The 15982-nt window shown below is 56.4% G+C and carries 16 protein-coding genes; 6 read left to right on the forward strand and 10 right to left on the reverse strand.

The window, feature by feature from the left end; genetic code table 11:
- The first annotated feature begins 5 nt into the window (after window positions 1-5).
- Both ACXZ66_RS07665 and ACXZ66_RS07670 read left to right on the forward strand, forming a co-directional pair.
- Window positions 6-581 carry a TetR/AcrR family transcriptional regulator gene (locus tag ACXZ66_RS07665; protein WP_458747877.1) on the forward strand — a complete coding sequence of 192 codons (576 nt, stop codon included), beginning with the start codon at window positions 6-8 and terminating at the stop codon, window positions 579-581.
- Between the two features lie 25 nt (window positions 582-606).
- Window positions 607-1344: a glutamine amidotransferase-related protein gene (locus ACXZ66_RS07670; RefSeq protein WP_458747878.1), complete on the forward strand. Its 738-nt coding sequence runs from the start codon at window positions 607-609 to the stop codon at window positions 1342-1344.
- A 10-nt stretch (window positions 1345-1354) separates the two neighbouring features.
- On the opposite strand, the gene ACXZ66_RS07675 is transcribed toward ACXZ66_RS07670, so the two are convergent.
- A complete protein-coding gene (locus tag ACXZ66_RS07675) occupies window positions 1355-2026 on the reverse strand; it encodes an NAD(P)H-binding protein (protein WP_458747879.1) in 672 nt (223 codons plus the stop codon).
- A 103-nt stretch (window positions 2027-2129) separates the two neighbouring features.
- On the opposite strand from ACXZ66_RS07675, the gene ACXZ66_RS07680 reads away from it, so the two are divergent.
- From ACXZ66_RS07680 to ACXZ66_RS07690, 3 genes are all read left to right on the forward strand, one after another.
- On the forward strand, window positions 2130-2399 hold the full coding sequence (locus ACXZ66_RS07680) for an ACT domain-containing protein (RefSeq protein WP_458747880.1): 270 nt from the start codon (window positions 2130-2132) through the stop codon (window positions 2397-2399).
- 14 nt (window positions 2400-2413) lie between these two features.
- The gene (locus ACXZ66_RS07685; protein ID WP_458747881.1) at window positions 2414-3778 is read left to right on the forward strand and encodes a DUF711 family protein; all 1365 of its coding nucleotides are present in this window, start codon (window positions 2414-2416) and stop codon (window positions 3776-3778) included.
- A 128-nt stretch (window positions 3779-3906) separates the two neighbouring features.
- Window positions 3907-6597, forward strand: coding sequence for a cation-transporting P-type ATPase (locus tag ACXZ66_RS07690; RefSeq protein WP_458747882.1), 2691 nt, complete (start codon window positions 3907-3909; stop codon window positions 6595-6597).
- Here the strand turns inward: ACXZ66_RS07690 and ACXZ66_RS07695 are convergent.
- Window positions 6575-7246, reverse strand: a complete 672-nt coding sequence (locus ACXZ66_RS07695) for a YczE/YyaS/YitT family protein (RefSeq protein ID WP_458747883.1) — start codon at window positions 7244-7246, stop codon at window positions 6575-6577. The genes ACXZ66_RS07690 and ACXZ66_RS07695 overlap by 23 nt on opposite strands.
- 25 nt (window positions 7247-7271) lie before the next feature.
- Window positions 7272-8900 carry an ABC-F family ATP-binding cassette domain-containing protein gene (locus ACXZ66_RS07700; protein ID WP_458747884.1) on the reverse strand — a complete coding sequence of 543 codons (1629 nt, stop codon included), beginning with the start codon at window positions 8898-8900 and terminating at the stop codon, window positions 7272-7274.
- Window positions 8901-9001: 101 nt separating this feature from the next.
- On the opposite strand from ACXZ66_RS07700, the gene ACXZ66_RS07705 reads away from it, so the two are divergent.
- A complete protein-coding gene (locus ACXZ66_RS07705) occupies window positions 9002-9463 on the forward strand; it encodes a hypothetical protein (protein ID WP_458747885.1) in 462 nt (153 codons plus the stop codon).
- A 55-nt stretch (window positions 9464-9518) separates the two neighbouring features.
- On the opposite strand, the gene ACXZ66_RS07710 is transcribed toward ACXZ66_RS07705, so the two are convergent.
- From ACXZ66_RS07710 to ACXZ66_RS07740, 7 genes are read right to left on the reverse strand one after another with little or no spacing between them, the layout of a single operon-like run.
- Window positions 9519-9965 carry a metal-sulfur cluster assembly factor gene (locus tag ACXZ66_RS07710; protein WP_458747887.1) on the reverse strand — a complete coding sequence of 149 codons (447 nt, stop codon included), beginning with the start codon at window positions 9963-9965 and terminating at the stop codon, window positions 9519-9521.
- Window positions 9962-10417: a Fe-S cluster assembly sulfur transfer protein SufU gene (sufU, locus tag ACXZ66_RS07715; protein WP_458747889.1), complete on the reverse strand. Its 456-nt coding sequence runs from the start codon at window positions 10415-10417 to the stop codon at window positions 9962-9964. Before sufU ends, ACXZ66_RS07710 begins: the two co-directional genes overlap by 4 nt.
- A complete protein-coding gene (locus ACXZ66_RS07720) occupies window positions 10417-11679 on the reverse strand; it encodes a cysteine desulfurase (protein ID WP_458747891.1) in 1263 nt (420 codons plus the stop codon). The genes sufU and ACXZ66_RS07720 overlap by 1 nt, the downstream gene beginning before the upstream one ends.
- Window positions 11680-11700: 21 nt before the next feature.
- Window positions 11701-12468, reverse strand: a complete 768-nt coding sequence (sufC, locus tag ACXZ66_RS07725) for a Fe-S cluster assembly ATPase SufC (protein ID WP_458747893.1) — start codon at window positions 12466-12468, stop codon at window positions 11701-11703.
- 45 nt (window positions 12469-12513) lie between these two features.
- Window positions 12514-13680: a Fe-S cluster assembly protein SufD gene (sufD, locus tag ACXZ66_RS07730; protein WP_458747894.1), complete on the reverse strand. Its 1167-nt coding sequence runs from the start codon at window positions 13678-13680 to the stop codon at window positions 12514-12516.
- Between the two features lie 5 nt (window positions 13681-13685).
- Complete coding sequence (gene sufB / locus ACXZ66_RS07735) at window positions 13686-15131, reverse strand: Fe-S cluster assembly protein SufB (protein ID WP_458747896.1); 1446 nt, start codon at window positions 15129-15131, stop codon at window positions 13686-13688.
- On the reverse strand, window positions 15128-15835 hold the full coding sequence (locus ACXZ66_RS07740; protein WP_458747897.1) for a helix-turn-helix transcriptional regulator: 708 nt from the start codon (window positions 15833-15835) through the stop codon (window positions 15128-15130). The genes sufB and ACXZ66_RS07740 overlap by 4 nt, the downstream gene beginning before the upstream one ends.
- Window positions 15836-15982 lie beyond the last annotated feature (147 nt).

A 15982-nucleotide genomic window follows, 5' to 3' on the forward strand; every position in this document is an offset into this window, starting at 1 on the left:
GCCCTATGCCAATTATCAGTGAAGACGAATTGATCCGCCGCCGACAAGAAATCCTTGACGGTGCCCGAAAATGCTTTGCTGAATATGGCTATGAGGGCGCTACCGTACGATTGCTGGAAGAAGCTACGGGCAAGTCCCGTGGGGCCATCTTCCACCACTTCGGCGACAAGGAATCTCTGTTCCTCGAAATCGCCCGAGAGGACGCACAGCGCCAAGCTGATGTGGTCTCGGAGGGCGGTCTTGTCGAAGTCATGCGCGATATGTTGCGCCACCCCGAGCGCTACGACTGGCTAGCAACCCGCATTGAGATCGTCCGAAAACTGCGCTCGGATCCGGAGTTCAAGGAACGCTGGCACAAGCACCAGGAAGTCCTCGACCAGGCGGTGGCGAATCGCCTGCGCGAAAACGCCAGCAATCACCGGATGCGCACAGACGTGCCCATGGAAACCCTGCACCTCTATCTGACAACATTCATGGATGGGTTCATCACTCGTCTCGCCTCTGGTGAGTCGACCGAGAACATGGAAGCCGTCCTCGACATTGTGGAACAGTCTGTACGCGCCCTGAGTTATACCAAGTAGACTAAGCGGTATAGAATAGTGGGTTATGTCGAAGATTTTGTTGCTGTCGCTCCGCGACGGCCCACTAGGAAATAGCATCGCAGCGGCGGAAGCCCGCGACGTCATGGCCGCAACCGGGCTCAGCAACGATACGATGGTGCACCGCATCATGGGTACCACCGATCACCTCATCGGCAGCCTCGACGGCATCAGTGGCGTCATCGTCGGCGGTAGCTCCCTCAACATTTTGAATGATTCGTGGTCACCGTGGCAGCATCACGTCCATGCACAGTTAGATTCGCTTATCGACGATTCCCTGCCCGTCTTTTTGATCTGCTACGGAGCAAGCTGGCTCACCAACCACACCGGCGGTTCAGTCTCACAGTCTCATGCGGAGGAATCGGGTCCAAGTCATGTCCACCTCACCGCTGCCGGCCGGAAGGATCTGCTGCTCCAAGGGTTCCCGTCAAGTTTTACTTCGCTGACTGGGCACACAGAAAACGCCGAACAGGTCTCCGATCGCCTCACCGTGCTAGCGAGTGGACCGACCTGTCCAGTGCAGCTAGTGCGCTATCGCTCACAAGTGTGGGCCAGCCAATTCCATGCCGAAATGGATGCGGACGCGATGAAGACCCGCATGGACTTTTATTTCGACTATGGATACTTCTCTCCGGGCAACTACGACAAGATCGTCGCTTCGCTGCCCACCATTGACACCAAATGGTCTAATAAGCTGCTGCGCCGATTCGTGGATTACAGCTTGGACTACAGCCTCGCGGCTTAAATCACTTGGCTTAAATCACTTGGGACAACTCGTCGTCGCCGTCGATGAAAGCCAACGAATTACCCTCGGGGAGTTGCTCGCGCAGAGCTACATCGGCAATCACCTCTGCGACCAGCTCACGCGAGGTATGACCGTTTTCAACGGCCCCACGCTTGTTTTCAATCACCTTGATTCCCGATGCGGGCTCGTCGCTAAGTGTTGCTGGTGCAAGGATAAGGAATTCCAGATCTGTCTCTAGCAAGTGCTTGTCAGCGGCCTTTTTGGATTCTACGTAGGCGTACCACGTGCCTCCGTCATCTTGGGCCTCATTTTCAAGCGACCCGAGGTAGGAGACCATGATAAACCGTGGTGGCAGGTCCAGGTCGGTCAGTGCGTCAATGACGGCAATGGCGCCGTCGCGGTCCACAGCGTAGGTAACATCTGCTCCCCCACGGCCACCGTTGCCGGCGCTCCAGATGACTACATCGAATCGGCCGAGGATGTCTTTCCATTCGTCGTGGCTAATTTCGGTGAGGTCGCGCACGAGGGCCGTTGCACCCAACGCCTCTACTTCGGCAACTGAGTCTTGGTTGCGAACTAGGGAGGTTACCGAGCTATTTGCTTCGACCAACATCGTGGTTGCCAGTTTGGCAATCCTGCCGCGACCACCAATGATGAGGATTTGTTGTGCATTCTGAGTCATATGCCCACGCTACATAAATGTGGCGGATTTGTCCCCGGCCTGGGGATCCCTCTTGGGGCTCCCCAGTGAGAAAGTTGATTCTCTGGTGGTTAAACTAATTGCCATGTATGCCATCATCACCGTAACCGGCGCGGATCACACCGGAATTATTGCAGCTGTAACTACGGCCCTAGCTGAAAAAGACATCAACATTCTGGATGTGTCCCAGACTCTGATGGACAAATGGTTCACCATGATCCTTCGTGTTGAGCTTGGAGGCGCCTCCTCCGATATTGCAGGCCTGCAGAAGCATATGGATGAAGTTGGCAAACGCGAATCATTGGTCATTCGTATTCAGTCCGAGGCGCTCTTCACCGCCGTTAACGAGATCTAGAGGCGACGGCGATTATGGATCTGAAATTTGCCAGCAGCAATATTCTCGACACGATTGACATGATCGAGAAGTATCGCCTCGATATTCGTACGGTCACCATGGGTATTTCCCTTTTGGAATGCTCGCGGTCCACGATGGAAGAAACTGCGCAGGCAGTCTACGACCGCGTGAGTACCCAAGCTGCACGTTTGGTGGAGGTCTGCGAAGGCATCGAGACGGAATTGGGTATCCCCATCGTTAATAAGCGCGTCTCGGTGACCCCGATTTCCCTCGTTACTGCAGGCTGCGAGGGGGATCCCGTCATCGTCGCAAAGGCGCTTGATCGGGCTGCTCACGAAGTCGGTGTTAACTTCATTGGCGGCTACTCGGCACTCGTCGAAAAGGGCGCCACAACTTCTGAGAAGAAGCTGATCGATTCCATTCCTGAGGCCTTGGCCACTACTGACTTGGTGTGTGGTTCGGTAAATATCGCGACCTCTCGTGCCGGCATCAATATGAATGCTGTGGCCCGGATGGGCGAGATCATCAAGGAAGCTGCCGAACTGACCAAGGATCAGTCCTCAATCGCTTGCGCGAAATTCGTTGTGTTCGCCAACGCTGTGGGCGACAACCCGTTCATGGCGGGCGCTTTCCACGGTGTCGAGGAGCCGGACTGCGTGATTTCTGTGGGTGTCTCCGGCCCAGGTGTTGTTGACCGGGCGCTTGGATCCCTTCAAGGTGCTTCGCTGAATGAGGTGGCTGAGGAAATCAAGAAGGCCGCTTTCAAGATCACTCGAACCGGCGAGTTGGTCGGCAAAATGGCGGCGGAACGTCTGGGAGTGCCATTCGGCATCGTCGACCTGTCGCTGGCGCCCACCGCTGAGATGGGCGATTCCGTGGCTCATATCCTTGAGCACATGGGCCTTGATCAAGTGGGCACGCATGGAACCACTGCCGCACTGGCACTGCTCAACGACGCGGTGAAGAAGGGCGGAATGATGGCGTGTTCTCGCGTCGGTGGCCTTTCTGGCTCCTTCATCCCCGTTTCTGAGGACAAAGGCATGATCGACGCCGTGCGCTCGGGATCGATCACGATGGACAAGCTTGAAGCCATGACCTCTATCTGCTCTGTTGGTTTCGACATGATTGCAATCCCAGGCGATACGCCTGCGACGACGATCGCCGGAATGATTGCCGACGAAGCCGCGATCGGTGTGATGAACCACAAGACGACTGCGGCCAGGCTGATCCCCGTACCTGGTACTAAGCCAGGCGACGAGGTCAACTTCGGTGGATTGCTCGGATATGCACCGGTCATCCCAGTAAATGAAGTGGGTAACTCCGATTTCATTAACCGTGGTGGTTTTATCCCAGCGCCTGTGCACGGATTCCGTAACTAAAAGAGCGTCAAATCCAAGAAGGGGTTAGAAATCTCACCTTCTGGATTTGAATAGACGGAGCCTAGTAGACTAAATCTTTCGCTAATGTGGGTGAGTAGAACCTATTCGCCACTCGGAAGTGAACTACATTGAGCGCCCCGGCCACAATCCCGCACTCCCCGCACGCACACGATACTGACGCTGTACTTGCGCAACTGGATGTGACCGCCGACGGATTAAGCACTTCCTCGGCGGCGCAGCTACAGGAAAGTTACGGCCCAAACTCTCTGCCGCAGGCAAAGAAAGAAACGGCCTTCCAAAGGCTGCTCCGGCAGTTTAACGATCCGCTGATTTACGTACTTATCGCCGCTGGCATCCTCACTGCCTTTCTAGGCCAGGTGGTGGACACCATCGTCATCGCAGCAGTGGTGATTATCAACGCGCTTGTCGGCTTCATCCAGGAAGGCAAGGCGGCAGACGCCCTCGAGTCGATCCGCAATATGCTGTCCCCGGAATCGGAGGTCTTGCGCGACGGTGTTTGGACTAAAATTCCCGCAGAAGACATCGTTCCCGGTGACATCATTAAGTTGCGCGCTGGTGACAAAGTTCCTGCGGATGCCCGCTTGCTGGAAGCTACCAGTTTGCGCGTGGAAGAATCGGCGCTGACCGGAGAATCAGTCCCCGCCGACAAATCCATCAGCCCCGTCGACGAGGACGCGGATCTGGGCGATCGCCACTCCATGGTGTTCTCGGGCACCACCATTGCTGCAGGAAGTGGTGTCGCGGTTGTTACCGCCACCGGCAAGGCCACGGAAATCGGCCATATTACGACGATGCTCGAAGAGGTCGAATCCGTCGATACGCCTCTGACCAAAGCGATGAGCAAGCTCTCGTCGATAATTGCGGTTGTAGCAGTAATCCTTGCTGTGCTGATGATCGTCGTTGCGTACTTCTTGTATGACTACTCCTGGTTCGACTTGATTATGGCGGCCATCGGCTTCGCTGTTGCCGCGATTCCAGAGGGCCTGCCTGCCGTCATGGCGATCACCCTCGCGTTGGGCGTGCAGAAGATGGCGGAACGTAATTCGATTACCCGTCGGATGAACTCGGTGGAAACTCTCGGTTCTGTTACCACCATTTGCTCCGATAAAACGGGCACTCTGACGAAGAATGAGATGACCGTTCGCGAAGTGGTCACCAACCAGCACAGCTTCGATGTCACGGGAACTGGCTACGCTCCTAAAGGCGAGATCACTCTCAACGATGAGAAAATCGACGTAGCCGATTACCCCGACCTACGCCATGTGGCCGAAGTAGCCGCATACACCAACGATGCCTCCGTGCTCCAGCAGGAAGACGGTACCTGGACGCTGAACGGCGAGCCAACCGATGGCGGCATTCGCACCTTCTCGCTCAAAGCTGGTTTCAAAGAGCCGAATCATTCCCACCGCATCGCGTCCGTGCCATTCGATTCGCAATATAAGTACATGGCCACCGTGGACGAGCTCGACTCTGGCACCGTGGTGCACCTCAAGGGTGCCCCGGATCGCCTGCTCAATCGCTGCGACACCCAGCTAGCCGCCGACGGAACCACCGAGCCGATTGACACGCTGCGGTGGGAGCACATTATCGACGAGCTCGGCGCCAAAGGTCACCGCGTGCTCGCAGCAGCTTCGCGACGAGCCACTGCCGAAGATTCCCACATCACTACAGATATCGTCGACGCCGGAGGATTCACTCTTCTCGGGCTCTACGGCATCATCGACCCGCCTCGCGAAGAAGCCATCGAAGCAGTCGACACAGTACAAAAGGCCGGTATTCGCGTACGCATGATCACCGGCGACCACGCATCAACTGCAACCGCGATTGCCAAGGAAATCGGTATCGCAAACGCCGACCACACGATCACGGGTTCCGACATTGAAGCCGCATCAGATGAGGAACTGCGCGAGATCGTGAAAGATACCTCCGTGTTTGCTCGTACCTCTCCCGAGCACAAGCTGCGTCTCGTGCAGGCTCTCCAGGCGAATGGCGAGGTCGTGTCCATGACCGGTGACGGCGTCAACGATGCCCCATCACTGAAGCAAGCCGACGTTGGCGTGGCCATGGGCATCAAGGGCACCGAGGCCACTAAGGATGCCGCAGATGTTGTTCTGGCCGACGATAACTTCGCTACCATCGCGCACGCTGTGAAGATGGGGCGCACGATTTATGACAATCTGCGCAAAGCAATCGTCTTCATGCTTCCGACCAACGGTGCCCAGGGCCTAGTCATCTTCGTGGCCATGCTCTTCGGGATGACCTTGCCGATTACTCCCCTGCAGGTTCTCTGGGTCAACCTGATCACTGCGGTGACGCTGTCTCTCGCACTCTCCTTTGAGCCGCCCGAGCCAGGCATCATGCAGCGCAAGCCACGCGATCCGAAGGAATCCTTCCTCAATAGCGAGGCGGTCATCCGTATTTCTTACGTGTCCATCCTCATCGGTGGCATAACCATCCTGGTATTTAATTGGCTGACTTCTGAGGGTGTTGCGCTTGAGGTCGCTCGTACCATCGCCGTAAATACGCTCGTCGTCGCGCAGATCTTCTATCTATTTACTTCCCGCTTCTCTCGCGTGAGTGCGCTGCGCAAGGAACTGTTCACCACGAACCCGATCTCATGGATCTGCGTAGGCATCATGATTCTGCTGCAAATTGGCTTTGTCTATCTGCCGTTTATGCAAGTGGCGTTCAATACCACAGCGGTTAGCCTAAATAGTTGGGTAATCCCGCTGATCGCGGGCATCATTGTGTTCGCGGCCGTGGAGATTGAAAAGGCTATTCGTCGGGCACTAGCTTAGCGACGACGCGCTTCACCGTCGGGGTCACCCAACCCACGACGGTGCCGATCATGAAGGCAGCGATCACAGTGCCCTCGCGGATGCCCTGAATATTTCCGAAAAGAATCAGCGACAGGAGCACGGCGAGCACGACCAAAGATATGTCGTTACCGATTTTGACCTTGGAAAAATCCCAGCCCGTTACCGTGCTCACTGCTACAACGAGGCCCTCGCCTGGCATAAAGAGCAGTTTCGGGACAACGGAGATGGAAACACCAAGAGCAAGCATGAAAATGCCGACAAACAAGGTGACAAGCTGAAGCACGTAGTTGTCAGTTTCAACCCAAGAAAATAGGTTCATCCATGTATCGAGAGTGCCCGAGGACACGGCCAAGGCGGCAAGCTGCCACCAACCGGACTTCGGGAACCGGCCACGCAGGATGAGCAGCTGGATGAGAATCAACAACACGTTCCACACAGCGGTCCAACCGCCGAAGCTAAGGCCTCCGTTGAGTGTAAGAACCCAGATCACCGCAGAAATTGGCGAAGTACCCAACCCAGCAAGAGTGACTAGGGCAACCCCGCCCATCATGATGGTCACGCCGATGACCGAGATGATCAGCCGAACGATCACGTTCGCACCACGTTTTTTGTTTTTAGATTGATCCATATCCCCTCATTCTCACGTGGTCCGGTTAGGCCAGTTCGACGATCTCCATATATTCGTCATTCCACATGTCTTCGTCGCCTTCCGGCATGATGATGACCCGCTCTGGCTTCAAAGCTCGCACAGCGCCTGGGTCGTGGGTGACAAGCACAACAGCTCCAGTGTAAGTGCCTAGGGCATCGAGCACCTGCTCACGGGACTGCGGATCAAGGTTGTTGGTGGGCTCGTCGAGAAGCAACACATTCGCGCGCGAGGAAACCAGGGTCGCTAGAGCCAAACGGGTCTTCTCACCGCCCGAGAGCGTTCCCGCAGGTTGCTGGAGTTTATCGCCGGAGAACATGAACGCGCCGAGTAGGCCACGCAGGTCCTGCTGATCGGCATCGGCGCAGGCCTCGATGGTGTTTTCCCACACGGTCTTATCGGGGTCGATGGTGTCGTGCTCCTGGGCGAAGTAGCCGATTTTCAAGCCGTGGCCAGAGACGATGCCGCCCTCGCCATCGGTGCGTTCGACGCCCGCCAAAAGCTTCAGCAAGGTCGTCTTACCGGCACCATTGGTACCCAGCACAACCACTCGCGAGCCCTTGTCAATAGCGAGATCGACTCCGGCAAACACCTCTAAGGAGCCATACATCTTCGTCAGCCCTTTGGCATTAAGAGGGGTCTTGCCACATGGTGCTGGTTCCGGGAAGGAAATGTGCGCGACACGGTCGTTGACGCGAACGTCGTCGAGTTCGTTCATCATGCGATCCGCACGAGCAAGCATCTGCTTGGCGGCCGCAGCCTTCGTCGCCTTTGCACCAAGCTTTGCGGCCTGCTGCTTGAGAGTCGAAGCCTTCTTCTCCGCGTTCGCGCGCTCGCGACGACGACGAGCCTCGTCTTGAGCACGGGCTTCCTTGTAGCGAGAAAAGCCCATGTTGTAGACATCGGCCTCGCTGCGAACGGCATCGAGATACCAGATCTTATTGCACACATCATCGAGGAGATCGACATCGTGGGAGATCATGATCAGCCCGCCCTCGTGCTTGGACAAGAATCCACGCAACCACGAGATCGAATCGGCGTCCAAGTGGTTCGTTGGCTCGTCGAGAAGCAATGTCGTCTCTGACTTGCCTGCGCCATCATTGGCGGCGAACAGGATCTGTGCGAGCTCCACGCGGCGACGCTGACCACCGGACAAAGTCTTTAGTGGTTGGTCGAGAATGCGCTCCTCGAGGCCCAAGTTGTCGCAGATTTGCGCGGCCTCGGCATCGGCTTCATAACCGCCCAGTGAGTGGTATCGCTCCTCGAGGCGGGAATATTTGCTAATCGCTGCATCGCGCTTAGAGCCGTCAGCGACCTCCATGATTTCCTGCTGCTTCTCCATGGAAGCACGGATTTGGTCCAAGCCTCGCGCGGAGAGAACGCGGTCGCGGGCAGACTGATCGATCAGGCCCTCACGGGAATCCTGCGGCAGGTAGCCGATCGGACCACTGCGGGTCACGGAACCACCATAGGGCTCAGTCTCGCCCGACAAGATACGCATGGTGGTCGTTTTTCCTGCACCATTTCGTCCCACAAGGCCAATTCGGTCGCCTGGTTGGACACGAAGCTGCTGGCCCGGGGCCTCCAGCAAGGTGCGGGCGCCAACACGGACTTCAAGATCATTGGTGACAATCACAACAGGTCAGTGTACACTTTCCAGCCCCTATACCCACTATCGTGAATGTTTGTAGGCCATACTAGTTGACGAGCGGGTCGAAGTGACCTAAACAAGAGGGTATGAACAGCCAAAACGAGCCATTCGGACGCGAATACGTCATCTCGTACATGTTGAATGACTACCAAAAAGGTTCGCTCGTCGCTCGTTTCGACGGACAGCCCTCCACCGCACAGATGAAAAACTTTCTGGCCGGCTATAGTCTTGCGCCTTCCGAAATTAAGGAAGTCACCGCTCGGCCCGCGGCCACGGTAACTATTCAAAGCCCGCGTTCCTCCAACCCGGCGATCCATCACAATCGCTCCCAGACGGGTTCGGGCGCGGGCTCGGGTATCCAGCGAAAAGACCAGTCTTCTCATGGGACATCGATGGCGGAGTTTCGTGATCAGCTCAACCGGCTGAACAAACAAGAAGGTAAGAAGCCTCAGCGCCAGAGAGTATCCAAGTCTGGAAATTCCGCTTTTGGGATCTTTTTCACTGTGATCGTGGCACTGATCATTTTGCTCCTGACGTTAATTGGCTAACGCAAAACGCGCCTCCCCGAATGCATCGGAAAGGCGCGTTTATCTGTGTTGATTACTAGACAGCGAAGCCCAGAGCACGCAACTGCTCGCGGCCCTCTTCAGTAATCATCTGAGGTCCCCATGGTGGCATCCAGACCCAATTCAGGGTCAGCTTATCGACGAGGCCATTACCCACGAGAGCCTGTTCCGCTTGGTCCTCGATGACGTCGGTGAGTGGACACGCAGGTGAGGTCAGCGTCATGTTGATGACGCACTCGGTCTCCCCCTCGTTGCCTTCAATCCACATGTCGTAGACCAGACCGAGGTCAACAACATTGATGCCCAGCTCTGGGTCAATCACGTCGCGCATGTATTCTTCAGCGTCAGCTATCAGAGCAATCTGCTCTTCGGTCTGCTCTGGGCGCTCTGCTGCCCCATCGAAACGAGAAGTAGAGGTTTCAGTGGTTTCAGGGGCTTCAGTGGCCTCTGCTTCTACCTGTGGTTCAGTATTTGGTTCGGTCACTTGCTTTCCCTTTCATTGAGTGCATCTGATGTGGCCGCTTGAAAAGCTTTCCAACCCAGCAATGCGCACTTCACACGCGCTGGGAACTTCGCGACGCCAGCGAATGCGACACCATCGCCAATCAGTTCCGGGTCGCCTTCCTTTTGTCCACGTGAGGTGATCATTTCCTCGAAAGCGGCGAGTTTTTCCATGGCCTCGTCGACGGGCAGGCCGATGACCTCGTCGGTAAGCACCGACGTGGATGCCTGCGAGATCGAGCATCCCTGGGCGTCATAGGAAACATCTACGACTGTCTTGCCGTCTTCGGAGAGCTGCACACGAAGAGTCTGTTCATCCCCACACGAAGGATTCACATGGTGAACCTCTGCATCATAAGGCTCGCGCAGGCCCGCGTGCTTTGGATTCTTGTAGTGGTCAAGGATGACCTCTTGATACATCGATTCTAAGCTCATCACTTCACCCCAAAGAAAACTTGCGCCTTCTTGATGCCCTCAACGAGCGCATCAATTTCAGACTTTGTGTTGTACAGATAAAAGCTCGCCCTTGCAGTGGATTGTGCATTGAGTGCACGGTGCACAGGCCACGCGCAGTGGTGGCCAACACGGATGCACACTCCTTCAGAATCCAGAACCTGACCGAGATCGTGCGGGTGAACTCCTTCAACATTGAAGGAGACAGCACCACCACGGTTGACTGCTTCGAGCGGCCCCGCGACAGTTACCCCGTCAATGGCATGGATCTGCTCGAGTGCATATTCGGTAAGTTCGTGCTCATGTGCTTGGATGGCTTCCATGCCCACTTCTTCCAAGAACTCAACAGCAGCGCCGAGGCCAACAACCTGGCTTGTCATCTGAGTACCGGCTTCAAAACGCTGCGGAGCAGCGGCGAAGGTGGTCTTTTCCATGGTGACTACTTCAATCATGGAACCACCGGTAAGAAACGGTGGCAGCTTATCCAAGTGGTCGCCCTTGCCGTACACAACACCCACACCCGATGGGCCGAGCATCTTGTGGCCCGAGAAAGCCGCGAAATCCACATCCAAAGCGTGGAAATCTACTGGCATGTGAGGAACAGACTGACATGCGTCCAACACCGTGAGAGCACCCACTGCCTGAGCGCGGCGCACGATCTCGGCCACATCGGCTACCGCACCGGTCACGTTGGACTGGTGAGTGAAGGCAACTACCTTGACTGTTTCATCGAGCTCGAGCGAATCAAGATCGATGCGGCCATCTGGGGTTGTCTTGTACCACTTCAAGGTGGCACCCGTGCGACGAGCCAGTTCCTGCCATGGGACAAGATTGGCGTGGTGCTCCAACTCGGTGATCACGATCGTGTCGTTCTCAGTGACCTGGAGGTCGCCCGCCCGATCGTCGCCAAGCGTATAGGCAACCAGGTTCAAGCTCTCAGTCGCATTCTTAGTGAATGCGATTTCATGGCCCTCGGCCCCGACGAAACGCGCAATGTTTTCGCGTGCGGTTTCGTAGGCGTCGGTTGCTTCCTCCGCGAGCTCGTAGGCTCCACGGTGGACTGGCGCGAAAGATTCAAGTACGAACTTTTCTTCTGCGCGCCAGACCCGCTCCGGACGCTGAGAGGTTGCCCCTGAATCCAAATAAACTAGGGGCTTGCCATCGCGTACCGTGCGTCCGAGGATGGGAAATTCGGCGCGGATAGCGTCGACGTTCAGCGTTCCGTCAGCGTGTGTAAATGTCATGTCCTAAATTCTTTTAGCTACTTATGCGTTCTGGGTGGTGAACTGTTCGTAACCCTCGGCCTCGAGTGCGTCTGCAAGCTCTGCGCCGCCGGTCTTGATGATGTGTCCGTCGGCGAAGACGTGCACGAAATCTGGCTTGACGTAGTTGAGGATGCGCTTGTAGTGCGTGATCATCAAAATGCCGCCATTGGTTTCTTCCTGGTAGCGGTTGATGCCATCGGAGACAATGCGCAGAGCGTCAACGTCCAGGCCGGAGTCGGTCTCGTCGAGGACAGCAAACTTCGGCTTCAGCAGGCCAAGCTGTAGAACCTCGTGGCGCTTCTTCTCGCCGCCGGAGAAACCCTCGTTGATGGAGCGATCGCCAAACGACTTATCAATGCTCAAAGCATCGCGCTGGCTGCCGAGTTCCTGAACCCACTCGCGCAGCTTTGGAGCTTCGCCGCGAACAGCAGTTACTGCGGAACGCAGGAAGTTGGAGGAGGAAACGCCTGGGACCTCGGTTGGGTACTGCATGGCCAGGAAAAGGCCGGCGCGTGCACGCTCATCAACGGCCATCTCGAGGATGTTTTCACCGTCGAGCAGGACTTCACCGTCGGTGACCTCGTAGCGCGGGTGGCCGGACAGGGTGTATGCCAAGGTGGACTTGCCAGAGCCGTTCGGGCCCATGATGGCGTGTGTTTCACCGGAGTTGATGGTGAGGTTGACACCTTTAAGGATCGGGGTAGGCTCCTGGCCTTCCTCGCTCGGAAGCACCTGAGCGTGAAGGTTCTTGATTTCAAGCGTAGACATTTATGCTCGTTTCTTTCTTGTCGTAATTAGTTCTCAGGTGCAGGGTTAGAGGTTGACTCGAGCCAGCTCTTCTTCAACGCGAGCTTCGAGTGCGTCCCGGATAGATTCAACAGGAATCTGGCGGATGACTTCACTAAAGAAGCCACGGATGATCAGGCGACGAGCCTCATCCTCCGGGATGCCACGGCTCATCAGGTAGTAAACCTGCTCGTCGTCGAAGCGACCGACAGTGGCAGCGTGTCCCGCGCCGACGATCTCGCCGGTTTCAATCTCCAGGTTCGGGATCGAGTCCGCGCGTGCGCCCTCAGTCAGAACCAGGTTGCGGTTGACCTCGTAGGTGTCGGTGCCCTGTGCATTCGCACGAATCAGCACATCGCCAACCCAGCAGGTACGAGCCTCAGGCAGCTTCGAGGTCTTATCAGCCTGCAGAGCACCCTTGTACATAACGTTGGAGCGGCAGTTCGGGTATGCGTGGTCAATGAGCAGACGGTTCTCAATGTACTGACCATCATCAGCGAAGTACACGCCGAGCATTTCTGCGTCTCCGCCAGGAGCCGTGAAGGTGACGCGAGGAACGATACGAACGATCTCACCACCGAAGGTGGATACGGTGTGGCGCAGGGTGGCGTCACGGCCCATTACTGCATTCTGCTGGCCAAGGTGGACTGCATCCTTATCCCAGTCCGCGTCAACGATGACGGTGAGCTTGGAATTGTCACCGAGTGCCCAGTTGACGTTGTCGGCGTGGGTACCCGAGCCCTTGTACTGCAGCACGACGGTTGCCTCAGAGCTAGTTTCGGCCTGCACAACAATGCCGCCGAAGGAAGTGACATCGGCGCCAGCGCCAGTCACGGTGATGTAGATCGGTTCCTCGAGCGCCTGGTTCGCCGGGATGGTTACCAGCGTGGCGTTTTCCATGGAAGACCATGCCTGAGCAGCAACACGGTCCACGGGAGCACCAGCGACGTGCAGGCGCTCGTCGTCACGCGAAAGCTTTTCGACCTTAACGGACTCGTCCGCCTTGACCTCGATGTTCGCCTCGGTGGCGGGATCGAAGGAGCCATTGTGCAGGCCGCGGATGCGACGCAGAGAAATGAAGCGCCATTCCTCGGCCCGACTTGCCGGTACCTCGAAGTCATTGACATCGTAGGACGAGAACAGGTCGCCCTTGGTCTGGTACGGGGAGCCGGTCTTTACAGCAGTGTCTGTCATTGTTCTTAGCCCACCGAGCCTTCCATTTGCAGTTCAATCAGTCGGTTGAGCTCAAGTGCGTACTCCATTGGGAGCTCCTTCGCAATCGGCTCGACGAAGCCACGGACGATCATTGCCATCGCTTCTTCTTCCGCGATGCCGCGGCTCATGAGGTAGAACAGCTGCTCCTCAGAAACCTTCGACACGGTTGCCTCGTGGCCCAGGGTCACATGGTCATTGCGGATGTCGTTGTACGGGTAGGTGTCAGAGCGAGAAATATTATCGACGAGCAGCGCATCGCATTCCACGTTCGACGTGGAGTGGTGCGCGTTCGCGTTGATCTGCACCAGACCGCGGTACGCAGCACGACCGCCACCACGGGCGACCGACTTCGACACAATGTTGGAAGAGGTGTACGGCGCCATGTGGGTCATCTTTGCACCGGTGTCCTGCAGCTGACCTTCGCCAGCGAAAGCAACGGAGAGAACCTCACCCTTAGCGTGTGGGCCAGTCATCCAGACTGCTGGGTACTTCATGGTGACCTTGGAGCCGATGTTGCCATCGACCCATTCCATGGTCGCGCCCTCTTCAGCCTTAGCGCGCTTGGTCACCAGGTTGTAGACGTTGTTCGACCAGTTCTGAATGGTGGTGTAGCGACAGCGACCACCCTTCTTCACAATGATCTCGACCACTGCGGAGTGCAGCGAGTCGGTCTTGTAAATAGGAGCAGTACAACCCTCGACGTAGTGAACGTATGCATCCTCGTCCACGATGATCAGGGTGCGCTCGAACTGACCCATATTCTCGGTGTTAATGCGGAAGTAAGCCTGCAGCGGAATATCTACGTGCACCCCAGGTGGGACGTAGATGAAGGAGCCACCAGACCACACAGCGGTGTTCAGCGCGGAGAACTTATTGTCGCCGGCAGGAATAACCGAGCCGAAGTACTCCTCGAACATTTCTGGATATTCCTTGAGCGCGGTATCGGTGTCCAGGAAGATGACGCCCTTTTCCTCCAGGTCCTCGCGGATCTGGTGGTAAACAACCTCAGACTCGTACTGAGCCGCAACACCTGCGACGAGGCGCTGCTTCTCAGCCTCAGGGATACCGAGACGGTCGTAGGTGTTCTTGATGTCGTCTGGGAGGTCTTCCCAAGACTGAGCCTGGCCCTCGGTGGAGGACACGTAGTACTTAATATTGTCGAAATCAATGCCCGACAGGTCCGCGCCCCACTTAGGCATTGGCTTCTTGTCGAAGATACTCAGCGCCTTCAAACGCTGGTTGAGCATCCACTCGGACTCACCCTTCTTGGCGGAGATGTCTCGTACAACATCTTCGTTGATTCCGCGACGAGCAGATGCTCCCGCAACGTCTGGGTCGTGCCATCCGTAGTTATATGCGCCGATGGAATCGATGATCTGATCATCGCTCATCGGGGTCTCAAGACCTGGTGCTGCCTTAGCTTCGGTCATGATTCGCTCCTTTCCGTCTGAGTCCTCGCTTTGACTGCGAGAGGGATGTTGGTGGTACACACGCCGTTTCCACCTGTAATGGATGCAAGCGGCTGAACATGAAGACCAACCACCTGAGAGATTGCTTCATGCTCTGCTTCACATAACTCTGGGTGCTCGGCCGCTGCTGAAGCAACCGGGCAATGATGCTGACAAATCTGCACACCAGCCCCTGCTCGGGTAACTGTTGCTGCATATCCGTTCTGGTCGAACGCCGCCGCTACTTCTCTGGCAGCTTGCTCGACTGTGCTCTCATCGTGGTCCGATATTTCATCGATGCCTTCGAGAATCTTAGCTATGCGCGTGCGTGCAAGCGTGCGCACCGCCTCGTCTCCCCCAGCCTCACGCAATTGCGCAAGCGCTAGTTGGGCGAGGTCGTCGTAACTGTGGCCGAACTTTTCTCGCCCGAGTTCTGTGAGGCGGTACTGCTTTGCAGGCCGCCCGCGGGATTGTGTTTGCCCACTGATTGCTAACGCATCACAGTTCTCGGCGAGCTGCTCGTCCACCAAATTGTCTAGGTGCCTGCGGACACCCGCGGCTGAAAGGCCGAGATGCTCTCCTAACTCACCAGCGGTTGATGGGCCGTGCTTCAGCAGTAGCAACATGACCTCGCGCCGCGTATCTCCGTCGACTGAGCGCGCAGCTGAACCATTATGTCCGGTCATGTATTCACCTCTTCTCACTTATTGGCTATCTAACTTTTGCATGATTTCGGTAGCTATCTTTAGACAACACTAGTGTGCCGTAATTAATTCCCTGTGTCCACCCGCCCTAACATTCACAGGCTGATTTCCGCCGGGGATTCATCGGCT

This window comes from Corynebacterium sp. S7, from assembly GCF_054401105.1.